The sequence below is a fragment of the Methylobacterium sp. J-026 genome (genome assembly GCF_022829585.1).
Taxonomy (GTDB): domain Bacteria; phylum Pseudomonadota; class Alphaproteobacteria; order Rhizobiales; family Beijerinckiaceae; genus Methylobacterium.
The window spans coordinates 20,070-38,260 of sequence record NZ_JAKSYC010000074.1 but is presented as its reverse complement, the minus strand read 5'-3'; the positions used below and the strand labels follow the sequence as shown (position 1 = coordinate 38,260).

Here is an 18,191-nt window from a genome sequence, read left to right as displayed (position 1 = left end):
CTCTGGCGCGGCTTCGGCGGTTCCTGGCATGACCAGGATGGACGCATTTCAGACATGACATGCCCTGCTCCCAGGGGCCCGCCGGCCGGCAACGCACATCGCGCCGCCGGCCGACTGTGTCTTCAGTCGCCGCCGCAGCACTCGGGTGTAGCAAGGCGATCTCATCCCGCCGGCGCGTCGGCATCGGCAGATCCGGCCCGTCACGCCATCGCCGTGTGACCTCGCCGCCCGGCTTTGAGACACGACGACGGCGTCATACCAGCCGTCCACCTCGCCCTCGGTGATCGGCACCCGGCAGCCGATCGCGAGGCCGGCCCAGCTGCGCGGGTATCGGGGATCTGGCGGACCTCTCTGGCCGAAGCAGCGATCGTCGCCGGCCGTGGGCGTCTCAGGGCGCTCGGTGGCCAGTTCGGTGGTGAGGGTGGTCGATCCCGCCGATCCGCCGGCGCGGGCTTGCACGCGCGCGTAGGCCCCGGTTGTCCATGAGCCGGGCCGGAGCCAAGATCGCCGCTGGGGCCCCACTGCGTCGACACCGTCTCCCCGGCAGGACCGTGGGGCGCCGTCTCGCGCAGAGGTGATGCCGGTGCCTGATTGCCAAGCTGCGGCAGGGGGCGCAGGCCGAGGTCGGCTCGAAACGCGGGACTTTCCGTCCGAATGTCTATCACAACGCTGAAACCGACCGCCAAACTGCGCGACGGGCTGCCGCCCGGCCAGCGCGGCCGGGCCATGGCCGCGGTGCTCACCGGGGTGGCGCTCGCCACGCTCGATACCGCGATCGCCAACACGGCGTTGCCCACCATCGCCGCAGATCTCGGGGTCGATCCCGGCGCCTCGGTCTGGATCGTGAACGCCTACCAGCTCGCGGTCGTGGCGACGCTGCTGCCGATCGCGGCACTCGGCGAGATCGTCGGGCAGCACCGGATCTACGTCGCCGGGCTCATCCTGTTCATCGGCGCCTCGCTGGTCTGTGCCCTGGCCTGGTCCCTGCCAACGCTCGTCGCCGCGCGCGTGCTCCAGGGGATCGGGGCGAGCGCCCTCATGGCGGTCAACATCGCGCTGATCCGCTTCATCTACCCCGCGCATCAGCTCGGCCGCGGCGTCGGGCTCAATGCCTTCGTCGTCGGCGTCGGCTTCGCGGTCGGTCCGACCGTGGCATCGCTGATCCTGCTAGCCGCGCCCTGGCCCTGGCTGTTCGCCGTCAACGTGCCGATCGGCCTCGGTGCTCTCGCACTGGCCTGGATCGCCCTGCCCGACACAGGACGGTCCGGGCACAGCTTCGACGCCCCGGGCGCGCTCCTGAACGCGGCCGCGTTCGCGCTGCTCGTGCTCGGATTGGGCGAGGCGGCACACGAGGAACCGCTCTGGCGCGTCATGGCGGAGATCGGCGCCGCGCTCGTCTGCGGCGCCCTCCTTCTCCGTCGCCAAAGGAACCACCCGGCGCCGATGTTGGCTGCCGATCTCCTGAAGCGCCCCCTGTTCGCCCTGTCGGCGTTGACCGCGGTGTGCGCCTTCGCGGCGCAGGGCCTCGCCTTCGTCTCGCTGCCTTTCCTGTTCCAGCACACGCTCGGCCGCTCGCAGGTCGAGACCGGCTTCCTGATGACGCCCTGGCCCGTGGTGGTCGCGCTTCTGGCGCCTGTGGCCGGGCGCCTCTCGGATCGGTATGCCCCAGGTCTGCTCGGCGGGGTCGGGCTCGCCGGCCTCGCGGTCGGAATGGGTCTGCTCGCGGTGCTGCCCGCGAATCCGAGCGTCCCGGATATCATCTGGCGAATGGCGATCTGCGGGGCTGGATTCGGCTTCTTCCAGGCCCCGAATCTACGCGCCATCATGACGAGCGCGCCGCCGGCCCGCTCGGGCGGGGCGAGCGGCATCGTGGCGACGGCGCGGCTTCTCGGCCAGACCCTGGGCGCTGCCCTCGTCGCTGCGTGCTTCGCGGTCGCGGGCGTGCACGGATCGGCGCTCGCCATGGGCCTTGGGTGTGCCTTTGCCGGATTTGCAAGCGCGGTGAGTTTCCTGCGTCTGGCCGTAAGTTCATAAGGTCGTCGCCGGCTGGCGAGCCACTCGCCTTGCTCGGCGGGGCGGAGCCACTCGCTGCCGATGCCCAGGCCAGCATGAATCCGCGCAGCGGGATGACGGTCCGACCGGGCGCGATCCAAACCGACATAGAGCCAAAGGGAGAGCGGGCATGATAGGATGGCGGGCGCGCCTCGGCTTCCTGGTTCCTCCGGGTAATCCGACGGTCGAGGTCGAGATGGGCGCTCTGGCCGCCGTGACGGGCGTCTCCGTCCACTACACCCGGATGAACGCGACCGGCGAGACCGGCAGTCTCGCGGGACAGAATGCGCGCAACCGCGAGCAGATCGCCGGCCTCGACGCGAACATGGCCCTGCTCTGTCTGGTCAAGCCGAAGGTCGTCGTGCTGGCGCACACCGCGACCAGCTACACGCTCGGGCAGGCCGAGGAGGCCGCTCTCGTGGCGCGGATGGAGGAGCGCTACGCCACGCGCTTCATCACCGCCTTCGGGAGCGTCGTGGCCGGGCTCCGGCACCTCGGTGTCCGCACGATCGCCTTCGGCACGCCTTACGCGCCGGAGGCGACCCTGCAGGGCAAGGCGCTGCTCGAGGCGCACGGCTTCGCCGTCGTCAATCACGGCAACTTGCCGGGCGTGCGCAACATCTACGACGAGACGGCGGAGCGGGCCTACGGCCTCGGCCGCCTCGTGGATCATCCCGACGCCGAGGCCCTGGTGCTGAGCGGCGTCGGGATGCCCACCCTTGCGACGATGGCCACGCTGGAGCGCGACCTCGGCAAGCCCGTGATCTCGGCGGCCTCGGGTATGATGTGGAACGCGCTTCGCGCCGCGGGCCTGCGCGAGGCCGTTCCGGGGTACGGCGCCCTGTTGGCGGGAGCCGATGGCCGGTCTGAGGGTCGCTGAGGCGCCCCCCGCGGCGGTGCGAGGCTCAGTGCCGCGAAGGCACCCCGAACGAGACGGCCGGGAGGGCCCCTTGCGGACACGAGCGGCAGCGATCGGCTGGTACGGCCAACTGGATGCGACCGAGCGCCGGACGTTCTGGGCCTGCTTTGCCGGCTTTGGCCTCGATTCCATGGACAACAGCATCTACGCGCTGGTGATCCCGGCCCTGATCGCCACGCTCGGAATCACGCGGCCCGAAGCGGGTTACCTCGCGACCGCGGCGCTGTTGGGCGCGGCGGTGGGGGGCTGGGGCGCCGGCGTGGCGGCGGACCGGATCGGCCGGATCCGCGTGCTGCAAGGGACCATCCTATGGGTCGCGCTGTGCACCTTCGGCGCCGCGTTCGCGACCGGATTCGCGCCGCTGGCCCTGCTGCGCTTCGGCCAGGGCATGGGCTACGGCGGCGAGGCAGCGGTCGGGGCTACCCTGATCAGCGAGGTGGTGCGGCCCGCCCTGCGCGGGCGCGTCGCCTCCGCGGTCAGCAGCGGCTACGCCGTCGGCTACGCGGGTGCCGTGGCGCTGTTTCCGATCATAGCCAACCTGTTCCCGCAGGACCTCGGTTGGCGCGTGTTCTTCACGATCGGGCTCATCCCGGCCGCGGCGGTATTCCTCATCCGCCGGTTCGTGCCGGAATCCGGCGTGTACGCCGAGAGCGCCGCCGCATCGCGCCGTACCGGCGGACTCGATGTCTTGCGGATCTTCACGCGTGCGCATCGGCGGACGACGCTCGTGGCCGCGACCCTGTCGACGGGTATCTTCGGCGGCAATTACGTGATGATCATCTGGTTGCCCACGTATCTGCGGACCGCGCTCGGCTTCACGGTCGCGACCAGTGCGGGGTACCTCGCCGCCAACATCGCCGGCTCGCTGGTCGGCCCCCTCCTCTACGGCCAGTTGGCCGATCGGGTCGGCCGCCGGCCGGCCTTCGGCGTGTTCCTGCTCCTACAAGCGCTCAATGTGAGCCTGTACGTGTTCGCCGCGCCGAGCCTCGGCCCCCTGATCGGGCTGAGCTTTGCCCTCGGCGCCTGCCAGAACGCCCTGGCGTCGGGCATGACGCCGACCTTCGCCGAGTTGTTCGAGACGAGCCTGCGGGGCAACGCCCAGGGCTTCTGCCTCGGTGGCGGCCGGGGGTTCGGCTCGGTGATGCCGGCCCTGGTCGGGCTCATCGCGGCGGCCGCTCCGCTCGGCACCGCGATGGGCGCGTGCGCGTTGGGCGCCTACGCCATAGCTTTCGCCGCGACCCTGGCGCTACCCGAGACGACCGGCGTCGACCTGGGAGGCGTCGGCGCACCCGATGTTGGGCCGCGATGATCCGAGCCGCGCCCGCCAGGCACGATAGCCGTTCGCGCGGGATGGTTTTACGATGTCTGCCGCGATCCGGCTGCAGTGCGCCGCGACGTCCCACGCATGCGAGCGGGATCTCCCGCGCGCCCGTCATCACCGCTGGACGGCGTACGACAGCGGGCGGGGTAAAGGTCAGGAGAGACCCATGGACATCGACCGACGCGTCCTCCTGGCCGGCGCGGCCGCGCAGTTCCTGCCCACCCGCACCGCCTCGGCCGAGGATCGCCCCATCCCCCCGGTCAGCGGCCGGATGAAGGCAATCGTCGCCGGACCGGAGGGGGCGAGCCTCACCGAGATCGACATTCCCTCCCCGAAGCCGACGGAGGTGCTCGTGAGGGTTCGGGCGGCCGGCCTCAACCGCGCCGATCTCTCCGTCGCCGCCGGGCAGCCGCACGGCCCGGCCGGTGATTCCGGCGCGGTGCCGGGCCTGGAATGGGCCGGAGAGGTCGTGGCGGTCGGCGCGGCCGTGAGTGATATCCATCCCGGTGACCGCGTCATGTGTTCCGGCGCCGGGGGCTACGCCGAGTATGCCGTGGCGGATCACGGGCGGACCCTTCCGCTCCCCGCGGGCCTGTCGTTCGAGGTCGCCGCGACCCTACCGGTCGCCCTGCAGACGATGCACGACGCCCTGATCACGCAGGCGCGCCTGCAGCCGGGCGAGACCGTGCTGATCCAGGGGGCGAGTTCCGGCGTCGGGCTGATGGGGCTTCAGATCGCCCGGTGGCGCAAGGCTTCGGTCGTGATCGGTACGTCGCGAAGCCCCGAGCACCGCGCGCGCCTGTCCGAGTTCGGCGCCACGCTGGCTATCGACACCAAGGATCCGACCTGGCCCGAGCAGGTGCAGGCGGCGACCGGCGGTCGGGGCGTCGACGTGATCATCGATCAGGTCTCCGCGCCGGTGGCCAACGGCAACCTGCAGGCCGCAGCCGTGCTCGGACGCATCGTCAACGTCGGCCGGCTCGGCGGCAGCCGGGGCGAGTTCGACTTCGACCTGCACGCCACGAAGCGCATCAGCTACATCGGCGTGACCAACCGGACCCGGACGATCGAGGAGCAACGCGCGATCACCGCGCGCGTCCGGGCCGACCTGGGGCAGGCTATCGCGACCGGGGGCTTCAGCCTGCCGATCGACAGCCGGTATGCGCTGGCCGAGGCGCCGGCCGCGCTCGCGCGCATGAAGGCGAACGCGCATTTCGGGAAGATCGTCCTGAGCGTCTGACGCCCGGCCCGCATCGTCCAGGCTGCGCGGCCAACCTCGCGGCGACCGCAGCGCTCCCGGCCGGATCGTCGCGCTTCAGCGGCGCGATACCGGGCCACGCGATCGCATCCGGCCGGCGATCATGGCGCGCCGATCGCGCCGATCTCCGCCTCTCGGCGCCGCGGCCGGACGCGCGGGCTGCCGCATCGCGGGATCGGCATGGTCGAGCGATGTCCGCCCTGCGATCGCCGCAAGAGCACTTCGCGCGGTCCCGCTACGCCTGCGCCCGCCGGACGGGTGAAGCCGTTCTGCCGCGTGCTCGAGTTCCGCGGGACGACCTCCACGGCGATGGGGCCAGGGTTTGGATGCGGGCACGAGTTTCGCGATGGCGATCCGGACATCTGGCGGGGAAGATAAGGGACACGATGGCTGACCAGATCAACCGCCGGAGCGCGCTCGTCGGCATGGCTGCCACCGGCGCCCTGTCGGCGGTCGGGCCCGGACCGGCCACAGGTGCGACCGGTTCGAGCACGACCGCCTCCGCGGGCGAACTGGCTGCCGCGATCCGGGGCGGCCGCCGCTCGGCGCGCGAGATCGTCGATCTGCATCTCGAACGCATCGCCGCGGTGAACCCGCGCTTGAATGCTGTGGTCCAGCTGACCGCCGATGCGGCGCGCCGGGAGGCGGACGAGGCCGATGCGATGTTGGCGCGTGGTCAGGTCAAGGGCCCGCTCCACGGTGTTCCGGTCACGATCAAGGATACGCTCGAGACGGCCGGCACGATCTGCACGGGCGGTACCCTCGGGCGGGCGCACTCCGTGCCGAGGACCGACGCCACCGCCGTCGCGCGGCTGCGGGCGGCCGGAGCGATCGTGCTCGGGAAGACCAACGTGCCGGAGTTGGCCGGAGCCCTGGAGACCGACAACCTCGTCTACGGGCGAACCAACAATCCCTACGATCTCGCCCGCACCCCGGGTGGAAGCAGCGGCGGCGAAGCCGCGATCGTCGCGGCGGCCGGCTCGCCGCTCGGCCTCGGGACCGATGCGGGCGGCAGCATCCGTGTCCCGGCGCATTACTGCGGCCTCGCCGCGCTCAAGCCGACCGCGGGGCGCGTCCCGCGGACCGGCCAGTTCCCCCGGCCGATGGGCGCGCGCAACGCGGTCTTCCACGTCAGTCTGATCGCCCGGAGCGTGGATGATCTGGCGCTGGCTCTGCCGATCATCGCCGGGCCCGATGTTCAGGATTACACCGTCGTCGATATGCCGCTGCTCGACAGCCATAGCGTCGATATCGCGACGTTGAGGCTGGCGTATTTCGACGACGATGGCCTCGCATCGCCCACCGCCGAGATCGCGGCGGCCGTACACCAGGCGGTCGAGGCCCTGGCACAGGCGGGGGTGGCCGTGACGGAGCGCCGGCCGCCGGACGCGGCCAAGGCAGGGACCATCTACTACGATATGACACGCGGCGACGGCGCAGCCGGTGTCCGGGCCTTCCTGAAATCGGTGGGCACCGAGCAGATCTCGCCGCTGTTCGAGCGGTCGCTGCAGTCGCGCTCCTCGCCCGCGATGGGAAGCATCACGGAGGCGCTCGCCGCATTCAATCGCTGGGATGCCTACCGCAACGCGATGCTGGCCTTCATGCAGGATTACGATGCCCTGCTCTCGCCGGTCCTGCCCTACGTGGCGCCGCCACATGGCACGAGCTTCGACGAGGAACTGCAGAAGGGCATCGGTTACGCGCAGATGCACAATCTGACCGGCTGGCCGGCCGCGACGGTGCGCATCGGGACATCGCCCGAGGGACTGCCGCTCGGCGTGCAGGTGGCGGCTCGCCCGTGGCGGGAGGATATCGCGCTCGCCCTCGTCCGACGACTGGAAACCCGCTTCGGCGGCTGGACCGCGCCCAGCATCTAGGTCGGGGCAGCGAGCCCCGTGAGGGATCTGCCGGACCGGCTGATGCGCGCGGCGTCGGCGGCCCGTACGGCTACGCTCACCGGCCCGACGACCCAGGAGGACAGCCGGAGGCCCGACGAAGGCGCAGCCTGAGAGCCGCGGTCTCTCTGCCGGACGCCGAGGACCTGCGGCGGATGACTCATTCTGAGTAGCTGCGGAAGACAGCGCCTGCGCAACGTTCCGAACGCTGCGGCGCCCGCACGGATCGACCGTCGAACGATCGACTGTTCGGACGTCGTCAGCCGCTGGTCACTCCGGACGAACTCCGATGTCACGCAGATACGACGCCGTCGCCGGGTGCAGCCAAGCGGCCGGTACGGTCGAGGCTAGGGTGCGCGGGTCGCTCTCGCGGCCCTGGGGATAGGCGCGGGCCAGGGCCTCCCGACCTCGGTCGATCGCCCGCACGAGCCGGGTGACACGGGCGGCGTCGAGGCCGGGTCGAGCCAGGATGAAGCTCCAAGACCCGACGGTTGCGATGGGGGCATCCTGTCCGCGGAAGGAGCCGGCCGGGACGGTCAAGCGGCGCATGGAGGCGCGCAGGGCCAGGATCTTCGGGATCGCCTCAGGCGCAGGGCCGAAGAAGCGGGCGCCGCCGGGCGCGTCCGCGAGGGTCTTGAAGCCTGGCCAGCCGAGGCTCGCGCCCCACAGAGCCGTCGCGCGGCCGTCGAGAACTTGCGTGGCGCCGTCGCCGGCGTCGTCGAGGAGGATCGGCGTGATGTCGCGGTCCGGATCGATGCCGGAGCCTTGGAGCACGGTTCGCCCCATGATCGTGAAGCCCGAGCCGCGCGTGCCGAGCGCGACGGCACGGCCGCGCAGATCCTGCACGTTCTGAATCGGACTGGAGGCGGGGACTACAAACATGCCGGGCGAGGCATCGATGGGTGCCACGACCGACAAGCCGCTCCCGTCGGCCGGTCCACCGGACAAGGCCTCGTAAGCATACTCACCCTGCACGAGGGCCAGGTCGAGCGTGCCCGTTCTGAGCAGGGTCAGGTTTTCCGTCGAGCCCTTCGTGATCCTCGGCTCGATCACCACACCTCGGTCGACCTCACGGACGGCGGCGATCAGCGCCCGGCCGAAGGCGGGGAATGAGCCACCGGGCGTCGCCGTCCCGAGCGTCAGACGCAGCTCTGGCTCAGAGAGTTGAGCGCGCGCGGGTCCGGTCGCAGCGAGGGTGATGATCCCGAGGAGCAGTTCCCGTCGCCGTCCCATGCTGCGCTCCACCGACGGGCCCGTCCCGATGCGTCAACCACCGCTTCCGGTGCCTGGCGAATTCCGGACCGTCTATGGACGTGAGATTTTGACCACTGATTTGTTCCGCAGGCGCATGGCGTTACCGCGATGCCGCGCGATCGACAGCATCGGATCGCTGGGCATTGGCGTCCCGAAGGGCGGGCGTTAAAGCCCATGCCATGTTCGATGACGCAGCCGCTCAGCGCTATCTCGCGGGATTAGCCCCGGTGGCTATGGGGTCCGTGCGCTGGCTGATCTATGACGATAAGCGCCAATGGGTCTCGGTCGTCGATGGTGAGATCGCCTCACTGCGGGAGGATTGCGCACAGGTCGTCGGCGCCTCGGTGGAGGCGGATGCCTGCGCGTCATTCGGCGATGCGATCCGCGCGTTCCTCGCCGAAGGGACCGATCGCACGCCGCAGATTGTCGCCCTCTCGTGCGCTGTGTTGATGCAGAGCATCGGTGATCTCGACGCGGTCTTCGTCCAGATCCAGTCCGGGATCATGGCGACCCTTGTCTCCGCCGAGGACGTCGTCGTCAGGCCCGTCGCCGCATCAACGTGACCGGACGGATATTTTGGCTCGGGCAGCTCGCGGGCGACCGACGCGCCCGTCAGCCCCTGCCCGGCCATACCCAGCTGAAGAGCAGCCGTGCGCGACCTCGTCATCGAGGCGGTCGGCGCGCCGGCGATATCCGCGCAGACCGTCATCTGACGATCACCGCGGCGGCCACAAATGCCGTCGCGCCCCGGGGCCAAGCCATAAGCTTTGCTTTGGGGAGCCCGCTCGCCATGTAGCGGGCCATGATCCGACTGATCCCCAGCCTGCCCGCCGTCTACGTCATCGCACGCGTGGTGTGGCCCAGCCCGTGGCCGCTCGCGCTCAAGCTCAGCGTGACCGTCCTCCTGCTCGTCGCATCCCAATACCATCTCTGGTGTCGCCTCTCCTCCGGATCGGTCTTCGCGCCGGAGTTCCCCCGCCCGGTGGTGATCCTGTTCAACGGGGCGTTCGGTGCGCTCGCGCTGGCGACACCGATGCTCCTTGCCCTGGATGCCGCGTCGCTGGTGGGCTGGGTCCTGTCCGGGGGCGGATGGGCGGTCCCCATGGCCTGGCGCTACGTGGCGGTCCTCGCGGCCGTGGTGCTGGCGGTGGTGGCCGTGTCTCAGGCCGTGCGCGTACCGCCGCTGAAGGACATCACCGTGGCGATCCAGGATCTGGCCCCCGCCTTCGACGGCTACACGCTCCTGCATCTCTCCGACCTGCACATCAGCCGTCTGTTCCCTGAAGCGTGGGCGGAGACCGTGGTGGCACGTGCCAACGCCCTCGGGAGCGACCTGATCGTGGTGACGGGCGACTTCATCGACGGGTCGCTCGCATCCCGACGGACCGACGTCGAGCCCTTGCGCGCCTTGACGGCGCGGGACGGCGTCTGGGCTGTGCCCGGCAACCACGAGTACTTCTTCGACTACGACGCCTGGATGGCCCACCTCGCCGGGTTGGGGATACGCGTTCTCGCCAACGCCCACACGGTCCTCAGGCGCGATGGCGGTGCGCTCGTGGTGGCGGGCGTGACCGACCGCTCGGCGCCCGCGACCGGTCATGCGGCTCCAGATCTCGCCGCTGCGCTGGCGGGCGCGCCCGCAGGGGCGGCGGTCGTGCTGCTGGATCACCAGCCGGCGAACGCGGCACGGGCCGCCGCGCACGGGGTGCGGCTGCAATTGTCGGGGCACACCCATGGCGGCATGATCCGTGGGCTGGACCGGCTGGTGGCTCGGGGCAACGCCGGGTTCGTCTCCGGGGCGTACCGGGTCGGGGGCATGCTGCTCTATGTCAGCAACGGCACCGGGCTGTGGCCGGGCTTCGCGCTTCGGCTCGGCCGCCCCTCCGAGTTGACGCGGATCACGCTGCGAACCGCGCCGTGACACCGCCTGTGCCGCTCGGCTGAGCAGCGCAAGCGTCGCCGTCGCGTTAGATGACGTAACGGCAGGATGAAGCGATCATGACTACGGATCGACCGGAGCGTGTGAGGCCGCGCCGCGTCCTCCTTCTGGGGGCGACCGGCACGATCGGCCGGGCGACCGTGCGGGCGCTGGTGGCCCGCGGTCACGAGGTCGTCTGCCTCGTCAGGCGCCCCGCCGACACCGCCATCCCCGCAGGCGCCACCGAACGGATCGTGGATCTGACCGATCCGGAATCGCTGGCGCGCGCGGGCGTCCGCGGCGAACCGTTCGACGTCCTTGTGTCGTGCCTCGCATCGCGCACCGGATTGCCCGACGACGCCTGGGCGATCGATTACCGCGCGCATGTCAATGCCCTGCACGCGAGCCAGGCGGCCGGCGTAACGCAGGTCGTGCTCCTGTCGGCGATCTGCGTTCAGAAGCCGGCCCTGGCTTTCCAGCACGCCAAGCTTGCCTTCGAAGCCGAGCTGATCGCTTCAGGGCTCGACTACACGATCGTTCGGCCGACGGCCTTCTTCAAATCGCTCTCGGGGCAGATCGATCGCCTGAAACGCGGCAAGCCGTTCCTGGTTTTCGGTGACGGGACCCTGACCGCCTGCAAGCCGATCAGTGACGACGACCTGGGGCGCTATCTCGCGGACTGCCTCGACGATGAGAACCGGCGCAATCGCGTGCTGCCGATCGGTGGGCCGGGCGAAGCGATCACCCCGAAGGCGCAGGGCGAGCGGCTCTTCGCCCTGCTCGGGCGCGAACCGCGCTTCACGCACGTTCCGGTGGCGCTCCTGGATGTGATCGTCGCCGTCCTGGCGACGATCGGACGATGGGTGCCGACCGTGGCCGCCAAATCCGAACTCGCGCGGATCGGCCGGTATTACGCGACCGAGTCCATGCTCGTGTGGGACCCGGCGACCGGGCGATACGATGCGCAGGCCACCCCTTCGACGGGGTCGGAGACGCTGTTCGACTATTATGCGCGCGTGATCGGTGGTCAGGCCGTCGCCGAGCGTGGCGACCACGCGGTGTTCTGACGATGCTCCGATCCGAGTGACGCGAGCTGATGGCGCGACCATCCGATCACGGTGGTGGACGCGCCCTCGCGGGCCGAGCGGCGTCGGGTCAACGAGGCGTTCGACGACACCTTGCGCACGCGCCTGAACGATCAGCGGGGCGATCATCATCGTGCCGCAGCGGCTGCACGCTGACGATCTGGTCGGACACGTCGTGGAGCGGGATGCGGCGGAGGTGGTGTCGCTGCCCGCGATCACCGCGGATGAGACCCGTCATCGCCCGAGCGACACACCGGGGGACGTCTGCCGGCGCCAGGGCGGGGAGCTGTTGCACCGTGAGCGCGAGCCGATGGCGGTGTTGGCGCAGATGCGCCGCGCCCAAGGCTCGCTGACGTTCCAGGCGCAGTACCGGCAGGATCCCGCGCCCGCCGGCGGCACCGTGATCCGCCGCGAGTGGCTTCGCACCTGCGAGGCGAGACCGAACCGTTTCAATCGGATCGTCGTGGCATGGGAGACGGCCTCGACCCTGTCGGAGGCGAGCGACTGGTCTGTCGGGACCGTCTCGGGCGCCGTCGGGCTCGACGACTATCTCCTCGACGTGGCCCGAACAGGCTCCGGGAGAGAGGGTCGGGGTTTCCGCCAGATGGGGCCAATCTGGTCCGGGTGTACCTGTACCCCGCCCCGGGCCCGGTGACGCGTGTCGCCCGATGGCAACAGGCATGGGCCGCGTTCAGGGGCGTCGCCCGGATCGATTGACCGTCGCGGCGCGCGCCGGAGATAGAGACTCTCCACGCCCACGGTTCTTCTGTTGCCGGTAACAGATCAGTCGTGCGACACAGCGATCGTCAGTCTTCCCCGCCTTCGGCAGCCCCGGCTTCACCGGTGCGGGACGTCGCTGCCCTCCCCCCGAACGCTGCGCCCGCGGCCTCTCTCGCACGGCTCCCATGCAGGTCATCTCGATCGTTCAGCAAAAAGGTGGCGTGGGGAAAACGACGCTCGCCATCAACGTCGCCGGCGCCCTGAAGCAGCGCGGCCTGTCCGTGATGGTGGTCGATGCGGATCCGCAGGGCTCCGCGACCGCCTGGGCCTTCCCGCGCAAGCTGGGGTTCGAGGTGAAGGCCGAACTCCTGGCCAACGGCACGCTCTCGATCTGGCTGCGCAACATCCTCAAGCAGCGCGCCGACGTGATCCTGATCGACACGCCAGCCGGCCTGAGTTCCGTGTTTCGCGCCGCCGTCGACGTCGCCGATCTGGTGCTGATCCCGTGCGGGCCGTCGAGCCTCGACATCAACGCCGCGCGCACCACGCTGCTGAACGTGGTCTCCGCGCTGCGCAGCGACGCCCGATCGCGCACGCAGATCGCCATCGTCCCGACGCGCGTCGACGTGCGCACCCCGGAGGGGCAGCAGATCACCGACGAACTCAGCGCCCTCGGCGAGAATGTCAGCCCCCCCCTGAGCCACGACGTCTATTTCGTGCGCGCGTTCACGCAGGGCGTCTCGGTGACGGCCGCGGCGCCGGCGAGCAACGCCGCGCAGGAGATCAAGGTCCTCACCGACTTCCTGCTCGAATCGCTGGCCGCGAGCGGCGCGTGACCGGTGCGGGATCACGTCGGTCCGCACCTCACCCCGTCAAACGCCCTCCCCTGACGTCGCACAGCGCCGGGAATTTCGGGACCGCGCGAACGCGCGCCCGTTAGACCCGGGCCCTCCGGGGGGCAGTCCTAGGTCCGGCCCGGCGGCGGTCACGGCCGTTTGCGCTTCAACCACTCGCCGGTCTGCTCGGAGAGATGCGTGGCCGCCCAGGCGGTCGAGGGAGCGACTTCGATCAGGAGGAGGCTGTCGTCCTTGTGCAGATATCCGAGCAAGCTCTCGCTGAGATCCCGCAAGGTTTCCGCGCTCTCGATCAGCCACGCGCAAGACTGAGCTTGATGTGCGTCGATCGCGCTGAGATGGCCATAGAGCACGCTGTAATCGTGGCCGACCGCCCTCATGTCGAAGCTGGCAAGATAGATCGCCATCGTCTCGCTCGCCGGGTGAAACACGCGTCCCGATGGGAGGCACCGTAGGCGCGGCGCGTCCCCGTGTCATCGCGCGTTTCGCGTGCTCACGCGAACGCTATCCCGGGCGTACGACTTGCAGGGGAACGCCCGCAAGTCCGGCGCCGCGCGGCCGCCGCCGTCCTCGCCCGGCGCCGGCTTCGCACATGCGAGAGGCCCGCGACGGGAGTACCGCGCGACCGCTTCCCGGTGGGCATCACCTGGCGGCGATCCTCGCTCGAAGGCGGATGGTCCGCATCTGACGGCCGATGCCCCCCGCGCTGGATCAAAATTCTGCCGCCTTCCGATACACTGATCATCCCGGTCGAGACGGGGCCGAATCACTATCGCCGGCCTGACCGTGCGGCGCGGTCGTTCGAGCCGTCGCGACGGTGTGCTGCAGCGCTCGGATTGCGGCGCGCAGACAGTCTTGGGGCTTCAGGGCGAGAAACTATACTGGTCTCACTCAAATGAATGATGACAGGCCCCGTTGACGGTTTATTAAGTATTGCACTGCCTCAGCCCGCCGCGTGCTGGATCGTTAACGATTCCGGGCCGGGCTGAGAGACGGCATTTTCCGGTCGAGAACGTCGGAAAAAGGCTGAACCAGAGATCCGGCGCCGCCAGCGGCAGACGGGCGTAACGGGCTGATAAAGTTCAATAAAACGGTCCCAATATCGATGTTCTCGGGCTGCCCGGACGACGCTCTGGGTTGATTCTCGCCGTGTTTTCGTTGCGATTTTGCAACGCGGTAACCCTAAGTAGAACTGCCATTGAATCCTGGTTTAAGTTTTCATTGACCGAATTCAGTAGTGTCTCGTAAACAAAGATCAGATGCGCGCCGAGCGCTCAGATCGAATTCGGAAAGGGACAATGGCTGAGCGCGTCACATCCGTGCCGCTGGAGACCGGGCTGTACGTGCTGCGGTACGTTCAGGCGCCGACAGCCCATGGTGCGCCGCACGTGTTCGTGCGGCCGTCGCCCGGCAGCGAGGATGTCGTCGAAGTGATCTCGCCGCCCGGCGAGCGCCCCGGATCGATTTCGGCCCCGGGCGGATGCGTGGTCGTGCGCGCCGAGCGGGCGAGCAGCCTGCACGTCACCATCTCATCCGCGCTCGCGTCCGGGGGCGCCGAGGCCGAGCTGCGCCTGGAGTCGCTGGCTGGTGCGGCGCGGCCGGGCGCCTCCGTCCAGGGTACGGCGCAGCCTTCCGTCCAGCCGCCCACGGTCGCGCCGCCGGCCCCGCGGCTCGACGTGATGGGGCATGTCTCGCGACGCGGCGATGTCCGGGTTGGCGATGGGCGCTGGGTCGCGGGGCCGGAGAGCCCGGCGCCGATCGAGGGCCTGGAAGTCGGCTTGCTCGATCGGACGTCGGGCCTCGCCCTGGAGTATCAGGTCCAGGTCGGCGGACCGGGCGGCGCCTGGACGCCGTGGATGACCGGCGGGTTCGCCGGCACCCGCGGACAGGCGCGCGCGCTCCTCGGTGCGCGGCTGCGCCTGGTCGGCGCTCGGGCGTCGCAGTTCCAGATCGATGCCGAGGCCCTGTTCCTCGGCGCGACGGTCATGCGCCTCAAGGGACAGGCGATCGAGGTGATCAGCGGCTCGGGAGTCGATCCCTTGGTCGGTCTGAAGCTTCTCGTCGCCGCGGCCAATCCTGTTCCTCAGCGGTCGGCGGATGCGCCGGCCGCGAGCCCCCAGTCGGCAGCGCGTGCAGGACGTGTGCGCGTGTTCCGGTCGGCGGACCTGCGTTGACGCGTCGCCAGACGGCGCACGGACATTAGATCTTTGATCGAGGGGGCAATACGTGGCTGATCTCACCTACGGGGGACAAACCCTCTCCGGACACATGGTCGAGGGGTATGTCTCTGGTGCGACGGTGTTCGCGGACGCAAACGGCAACGGTGTTCTCGATACGGGTGAGGCGAGTTCGATCACGGACGCCCTGGGGCAATACTTCCTCCAGAACGCGTCTGGACCGCTCATCGGTGTAGGCGGCGTCGATACCTCAACCGGTCAGACGATCACGACGACGCTCACCGCGCCAGCGGGGGCGACGGTGATCACGCCGCTGACGACGCTCATCAGCGCACTGTTGCCATCAAATCCCAGCGCGGCCGACGTCACGGCAGCGGAGAGCACCGTCGCGAAGGGTCTCGGGATCACGCTCGCGTCGGGGCAGAGCCTCCTGACCCTGGACCCGGTCGCAGGCACGCTCAGCGGCGACGCGGCCGCGACCCAGGCTTACGTCGCTGGCGCAAAAGTTTATGACACCATCTCGATTCTAAGCGCCGGCTTGAGCAGCCAGGGCGGTGTGTCGGCGGCCGCGGCTAGCGGCAGCATCGCCGCAGCGCTCGGGCACCAGATCCAGGCGGCGGCCGGCTCCGGGCAGGCCCTGAATCTGAGCGCCGCCTCGACGCTGCAGAACGTCGTCACCGCGGCGGCGACGTCGGTGGGCGCCAACATCAGCACCGGCACCGCGGCGAGCATCAGCACCATTGCGGCATCCAGCAACACAGCCTTGGATACCGCCGCCACCGGCGCGGGTGGGGGCCAGCAGCTCCTGAGTTCGAGTGCCGCCGTGCAGCAGGTGGCACAGGGCGCGACCACGTCGGCGCTGTCGAGCGTCCCGGCTGGGCAGTCGCTGTCGTCCGTCGAGACACAGTACACCGGCTCTAATTTGAGCAACGCGATCGGCTCGGCGACCGTCGGAAGCGGCGGCTCGGGCTCGAGCCCGTTCTCAACCACGGTGGGCACCGGACCGGATCATCTCGTGCTGAAGGTCAGCCAGGATGCCTATCAGGGCAACGCGCAGTACACGGTCTCGGTCGACGGTCAGCAGATCGGCGGCACCCTAACCGCCAGCGGCGCGCACGTGGCCGGTTCGACCGCGCAGGACGATACCGTGACGGTGCAGGGCAGCTTCGGCGCGGGCCCACACACGGTCAGCGTCAACTTCCTCAACGATGCCTACAACGGCCCGGGCAACGACCGAAACCTGTACGTCGACTCCGCGAGCTACAACGGCACGGCAGTCTCTGACAGCAGCCTGAGCCTGCTCTACCGGGGTACGCAGGAATTCACCGTGCCGCAGGGCACGAGCACGAGCACGCCGGGTACTGGAACATCAGGCTCTGGCACGCCGGGCACCGGTACGTCGGGCGGCGGGTCGAGCCCGGTCTCGACCACGGTCGGGACCGGCCCGGACCATCTGGTGCTGAAGGTCAGCCAGGACGCCTACCAGGGCGACGCGCAGTACACGGTCTCGGTCGATGGCAAGCAGGTCGGCGGCACCCTGACCGCGAGCGGCGCGCACGTGGCCGGTTCGACCGCGCAGGACGATACCGTGACGGTGCAGGGCAGCTTCGGTACGGGTCCGCACACGGTCAGCGTCAACTTCCTCAACGACGCCTACAACGGTCCGGGCAACGACCGAAACCTGTACGTCGACTCCGCTAGTTACAACGGTGCGTCCGTATCTGATAGCAGCCTCAGCCTGCTCAATTGGGGCACGCAGGAATTCACCGTGCCGCAGGGCACAAGCACGCTTGCGGCGGGGACGAGCACGCTTGCGGCGGGGACGAGCATTACTCACGACACGATGGCGAGCGGCTCCAACTACAACCCCAGCTATCTCGCGGGCAGTCAGAGCACTCTGTATAGCGGCTCGGCTGGAGACACCCTGTATGGGGGGCTGAGTGCGGGCGCCCACGATACGCTGACCGCCGGCAGCGGTGACGATTTGTTGTCTGTAAAATACGGCGATAACGTCCTTCGGGCTGGTTCGGGCCTCGACACGCTCCAGGGCGGGGTCGGGCACGACACACTCTACGGTGGTGGCCAAAGCGCCCTCTATGCGGGCTCAGGTGGCGACACCCTGTACGGGGGCCAAAGCGCCGCCGCCCACGACACGCTTAACAGCGGCGCCGGCAACGATTTCCTATCGGTGTCACAAGGTAATAACGTGCTCTTTGGCGGCGCCGGTCTCGACACACTTCAGGGAGGCACCGGACACGACACGCTGTACGGCGGTGGTCAGAGCGCAATGTACGCCGGCTCGGGTGGTGACACCCTGTACGGCGGACTCGGCACCGGTGCCCACGATACTCTCATGGGCGGTGCAGGCAATGACCTCTTGTCGGTGACACAGGGCAACAACGCGCTCTACGCCTCAGGCGGTACGGACACGCTCCACGCTGGCTCGGGCGACGACACGCTCTACGCTGGGTCAGGCGACGCGAAGCTTTACGGCGGCTCCGGCCACACCCGCTTTGAAATCACCGGTCTCACCGGCAATGACACAATCGTCGGGGGAACCGGCTCAGCTTCTGTCGTTATCGACGGCCATAGCTCAACCGACGCGCAGTACAGGTCGAATGGCGACGGATCAACGACGATCACGTTCGCCGGAAGCAGCCAGTCAGTCACCGTTACAAATATCGACACGCTTCACTTCGGCGGAAACAACACCGATCACAAAATTGGCTAAGAACGCG

At 69.4% G+C, this 18,191-nt stretch carries 14 protein-coding genes; 12 read left to right on the top strand and 2 right to left on the bottom strand.

The genetic code is table 11. From position 1 onward, the window contains the following. Window positions 1-654: 654 nt before the first annotated feature. The 5 genes from MKK69_RS07970 to MKK69_RS07950 all read left to right on the top strand — a co-directional run bounded on the left by MKK69_RS07970 (window position 655) and on the right by MKK69_RS07950 (window position 7,427). Window positions 655-2,034 (top strand): MFS transporter, encoded by a 1,380-nt coding sequence (locus MKK69_RS07970; protein WP_243967241.1) that lies wholly within the window; start codon window positions 655-657, stop codon window positions 2,032-2,034. A gap of 148 nt (window positions 2,035-2,182) precedes the next feature. Beyond that, window positions 2,183-2,932, top strand: a complete 750-nt coding sequence (locus MKK69_RS07965) for a hypothetical protein (RefSeq protein WP_243967240.1) — start codon at window positions 2,183-2,185, stop codon at window positions 2,930-2,932. 70 nt (window positions 2,933-3,002) lie between these two features. Beyond that, on the top strand, window positions 3,003-4,280 hold the full coding sequence (locus MKK69_RS07960) for an MFS transporter (protein WP_243967239.1): 1,278 nt from the start codon (window positions 3,003-3,005) through the stop codon (window positions 4,278-4,280). Between the two features lie 283 nt (window positions 4,281-4,563). After that, window positions 4,564-5,532: a zinc-binding dehydrogenase gene (locus tag MKK69_RS07955; RefSeq protein ID WP_243967271.1), complete on the top strand. Its 969-nt coding sequence runs from the start codon at window positions 4,564-4,566 to the stop codon at window positions 5,530-5,532. Window positions 5,533-5,936: 404 nt separating this feature from the next. Then, window positions 5,937-7,427 carry an amidase gene (locus MKK69_RS07950; RefSeq protein ID WP_243967238.1) on the top strand — a complete coding sequence of 497 codons (1,491 nt, stop codon included), beginning with the start codon at window positions 5,937-5,939 and terminating at the stop codon, window positions 7,425-7,427. 288 nt (window positions 7,428-7,715) lie between these two features. Here MKK69_RS07950 and MKK69_RS07945 read toward each other — a convergent pair whose 3' ends face one another. Continuing rightward, a complete protein-coding gene (locus tag MKK69_RS07945) occupies window positions 7,716-8,678 on the bottom strand; it encodes a TAXI family TRAP transporter solute-binding subunit (RefSeq protein WP_243967237.1) in 963 nt (320 codons plus the stop codon). Window positions 8,679-8,878: 200 nt separating this feature from the next. Here MKK69_RS07945 and MKK69_RS07940 point away from each other — a divergent pair, with 200 nt between their 5' ends. From MKK69_RS07940 to MKK69_RS07920, 5 genes are all read left to right on the top strand, one after another. Beyond that, window positions 8,879-9,262: a hypothetical protein gene (locus tag MKK69_RS07940; protein WP_243967236.1), complete on the top strand. Its 384-nt coding sequence runs from the start codon at window positions 8,879-8,881 to the stop codon at window positions 9,260-9,262. A 239-nt stretch (window positions 9,263-9,501) separates the two neighbouring features. Beyond that, complete coding sequence (locus MKK69_RS07935) at window positions 9,502-10,620, top strand: metallophosphoesterase (protein ID WP_243967234.1); 1,119 nt, start codon at window positions 9,502-9,504, stop codon at window positions 10,618-10,620. Window positions 10,621-10,697: 77 nt separating this feature from the next. Continuing rightward, window positions 10,698-11,684, top strand: a complete 987-nt coding sequence (locus MKK69_RS07930; RefSeq protein WP_243967232.1) for an NAD(P)H-binding protein — start codon at window positions 10,698-10,700, stop codon at window positions 11,682-11,684. 151 nt (window positions 11,685-11,835) lie between these two features. Beyond that, window positions 11,836-12,357 (top strand): hypothetical protein, encoded by a 522-nt coding sequence (locus tag MKK69_RS07925; protein ID WP_243967231.1) that lies wholly within the window; start codon window positions 11,836-11,838, stop codon window positions 12,355-12,357. 250 nt (window positions 12,358-12,607) lie between these two features. Next, window positions 12,608-13,258, top strand: a complete 651-nt coding sequence (locus MKK69_RS07920; RefSeq protein ID WP_279598257.1) for a ParA family protein — start codon at window positions 12,608-12,610, stop codon at window positions 13,256-13,258. A 149-nt stretch (window positions 13,259-13,407) separates the two neighbouring features. On the opposite strand, the gene MKK69_RS07915 is transcribed toward MKK69_RS07920, so the two are convergent. Next, window positions 13,408-13,683, bottom strand: coding sequence for a hypothetical protein (locus tag MKK69_RS07915; RefSeq protein ID WP_243967230.1), 276 nt, complete (start codon window positions 13,681-13,683; stop codon window positions 13,408-13,410). A gap of 891 nt (window positions 13,684-14,574) precedes the next feature. Between MKK69_RS07915 and MKK69_RS07910 the strand changes: the two genes are divergently transcribed. Both MKK69_RS07910 and MKK69_RS07905 read left to right on the top strand, forming a co-directional pair. Further along, a complete protein-coding gene (locus tag MKK69_RS07910; RefSeq protein ID WP_243967229.1) occupies window positions 14,575-15,450 on the top strand; it encodes a hypothetical protein in 876 nt (291 codons plus the stop codon). A gap of 52 nt (window positions 15,451-15,502) precedes the next feature. Continuing rightward, complete coding sequence (locus MKK69_RS07905; protein WP_243967228.1) at window positions 15,503-18,184, top strand: beta strand repeat-containing protein; 2,682 nt, start codon at window positions 15,503-15,505, stop codon at window positions 18,182-18,184. Window positions 18,185-18,191: the final 7 nt, after the last annotated feature.

Bases quoted from the DNA above. Each gene is read 5' to 3' on its own strand.
- MKK69_RS07970 (WP_243967241.1), top strand. From the start codon at position 655: ATGTCTATCACAACGCTGAAACCGACCGCCAAACTGCGCGACGGGCTG.
- MKK69_RS07965 (WP_243967240.1), top strand. From the start codon at position 2,183: ATGATAGGATGGCGGGCGCGCCTCGGCTTCCTGGTTCCTCCGGGTAAT.
- MKK69_RS07955 (WP_243967271.1), top strand. From the start codon at position 4,564: ATGAAGGCAATCGTCGCCGGACCGGAGGGGGCGAGCCTCACCGAGATC.
- MKK69_RS07950 (WP_243967238.1), top strand. From the start codon at position 5,937: ATGGCTGACCAGATCAACCGCCGGAGCGCGCTCGTCGGCATGGCTGCC.
- MKK69_RS07945 (WP_243967237.1), bottom strand. From the start codon at position 8,678: ATGGGACGGCGACGGGAACTGCTCCTCGGGATCATCACCCTCGCTGCG.
- MKK69_RS07940 (WP_243967236.1), top strand. From the start codon at position 8,879: ATGTTCGATGACGCAGCCGCTCAGCGCTATCTCGCGGGATTAGCCCCG.
- MKK69_RS07935 (WP_243967234.1), top strand. From the start codon at position 9,502: ATGATCCGACTGATCCCCAGCCTGCCCGCCGTCTACGTCATCGCACGC.
- MKK69_RS07930 (WP_243967232.1), top strand. From the start codon at position 10,698: ATGACTACGGATCGACCGGAGCGTGTGAGGCCGCGCCGCGTCCTCCTT.
- MKK69_RS07920 (WP_279598257.1), top strand. From the start codon at position 12,608: ATGCAGGTCATCTCGATCGTTCAGCAAAAAGGTGGCGTGGGGAAAACG.
- MKK69_RS07915 (WP_243967230.1), bottom strand. From the start codon at position 13,683: ATGGCGATCTATCTTGCCAGCTTCGACATGAGGGCGGTCGGCCACGAT.
- MKK69_RS07910 (WP_243967229.1), top strand. From the start codon at position 14,575: ATGGCTGAGCGCGTCACATCCGTGCCGCTGGAGACCGGGCTGTACGTG.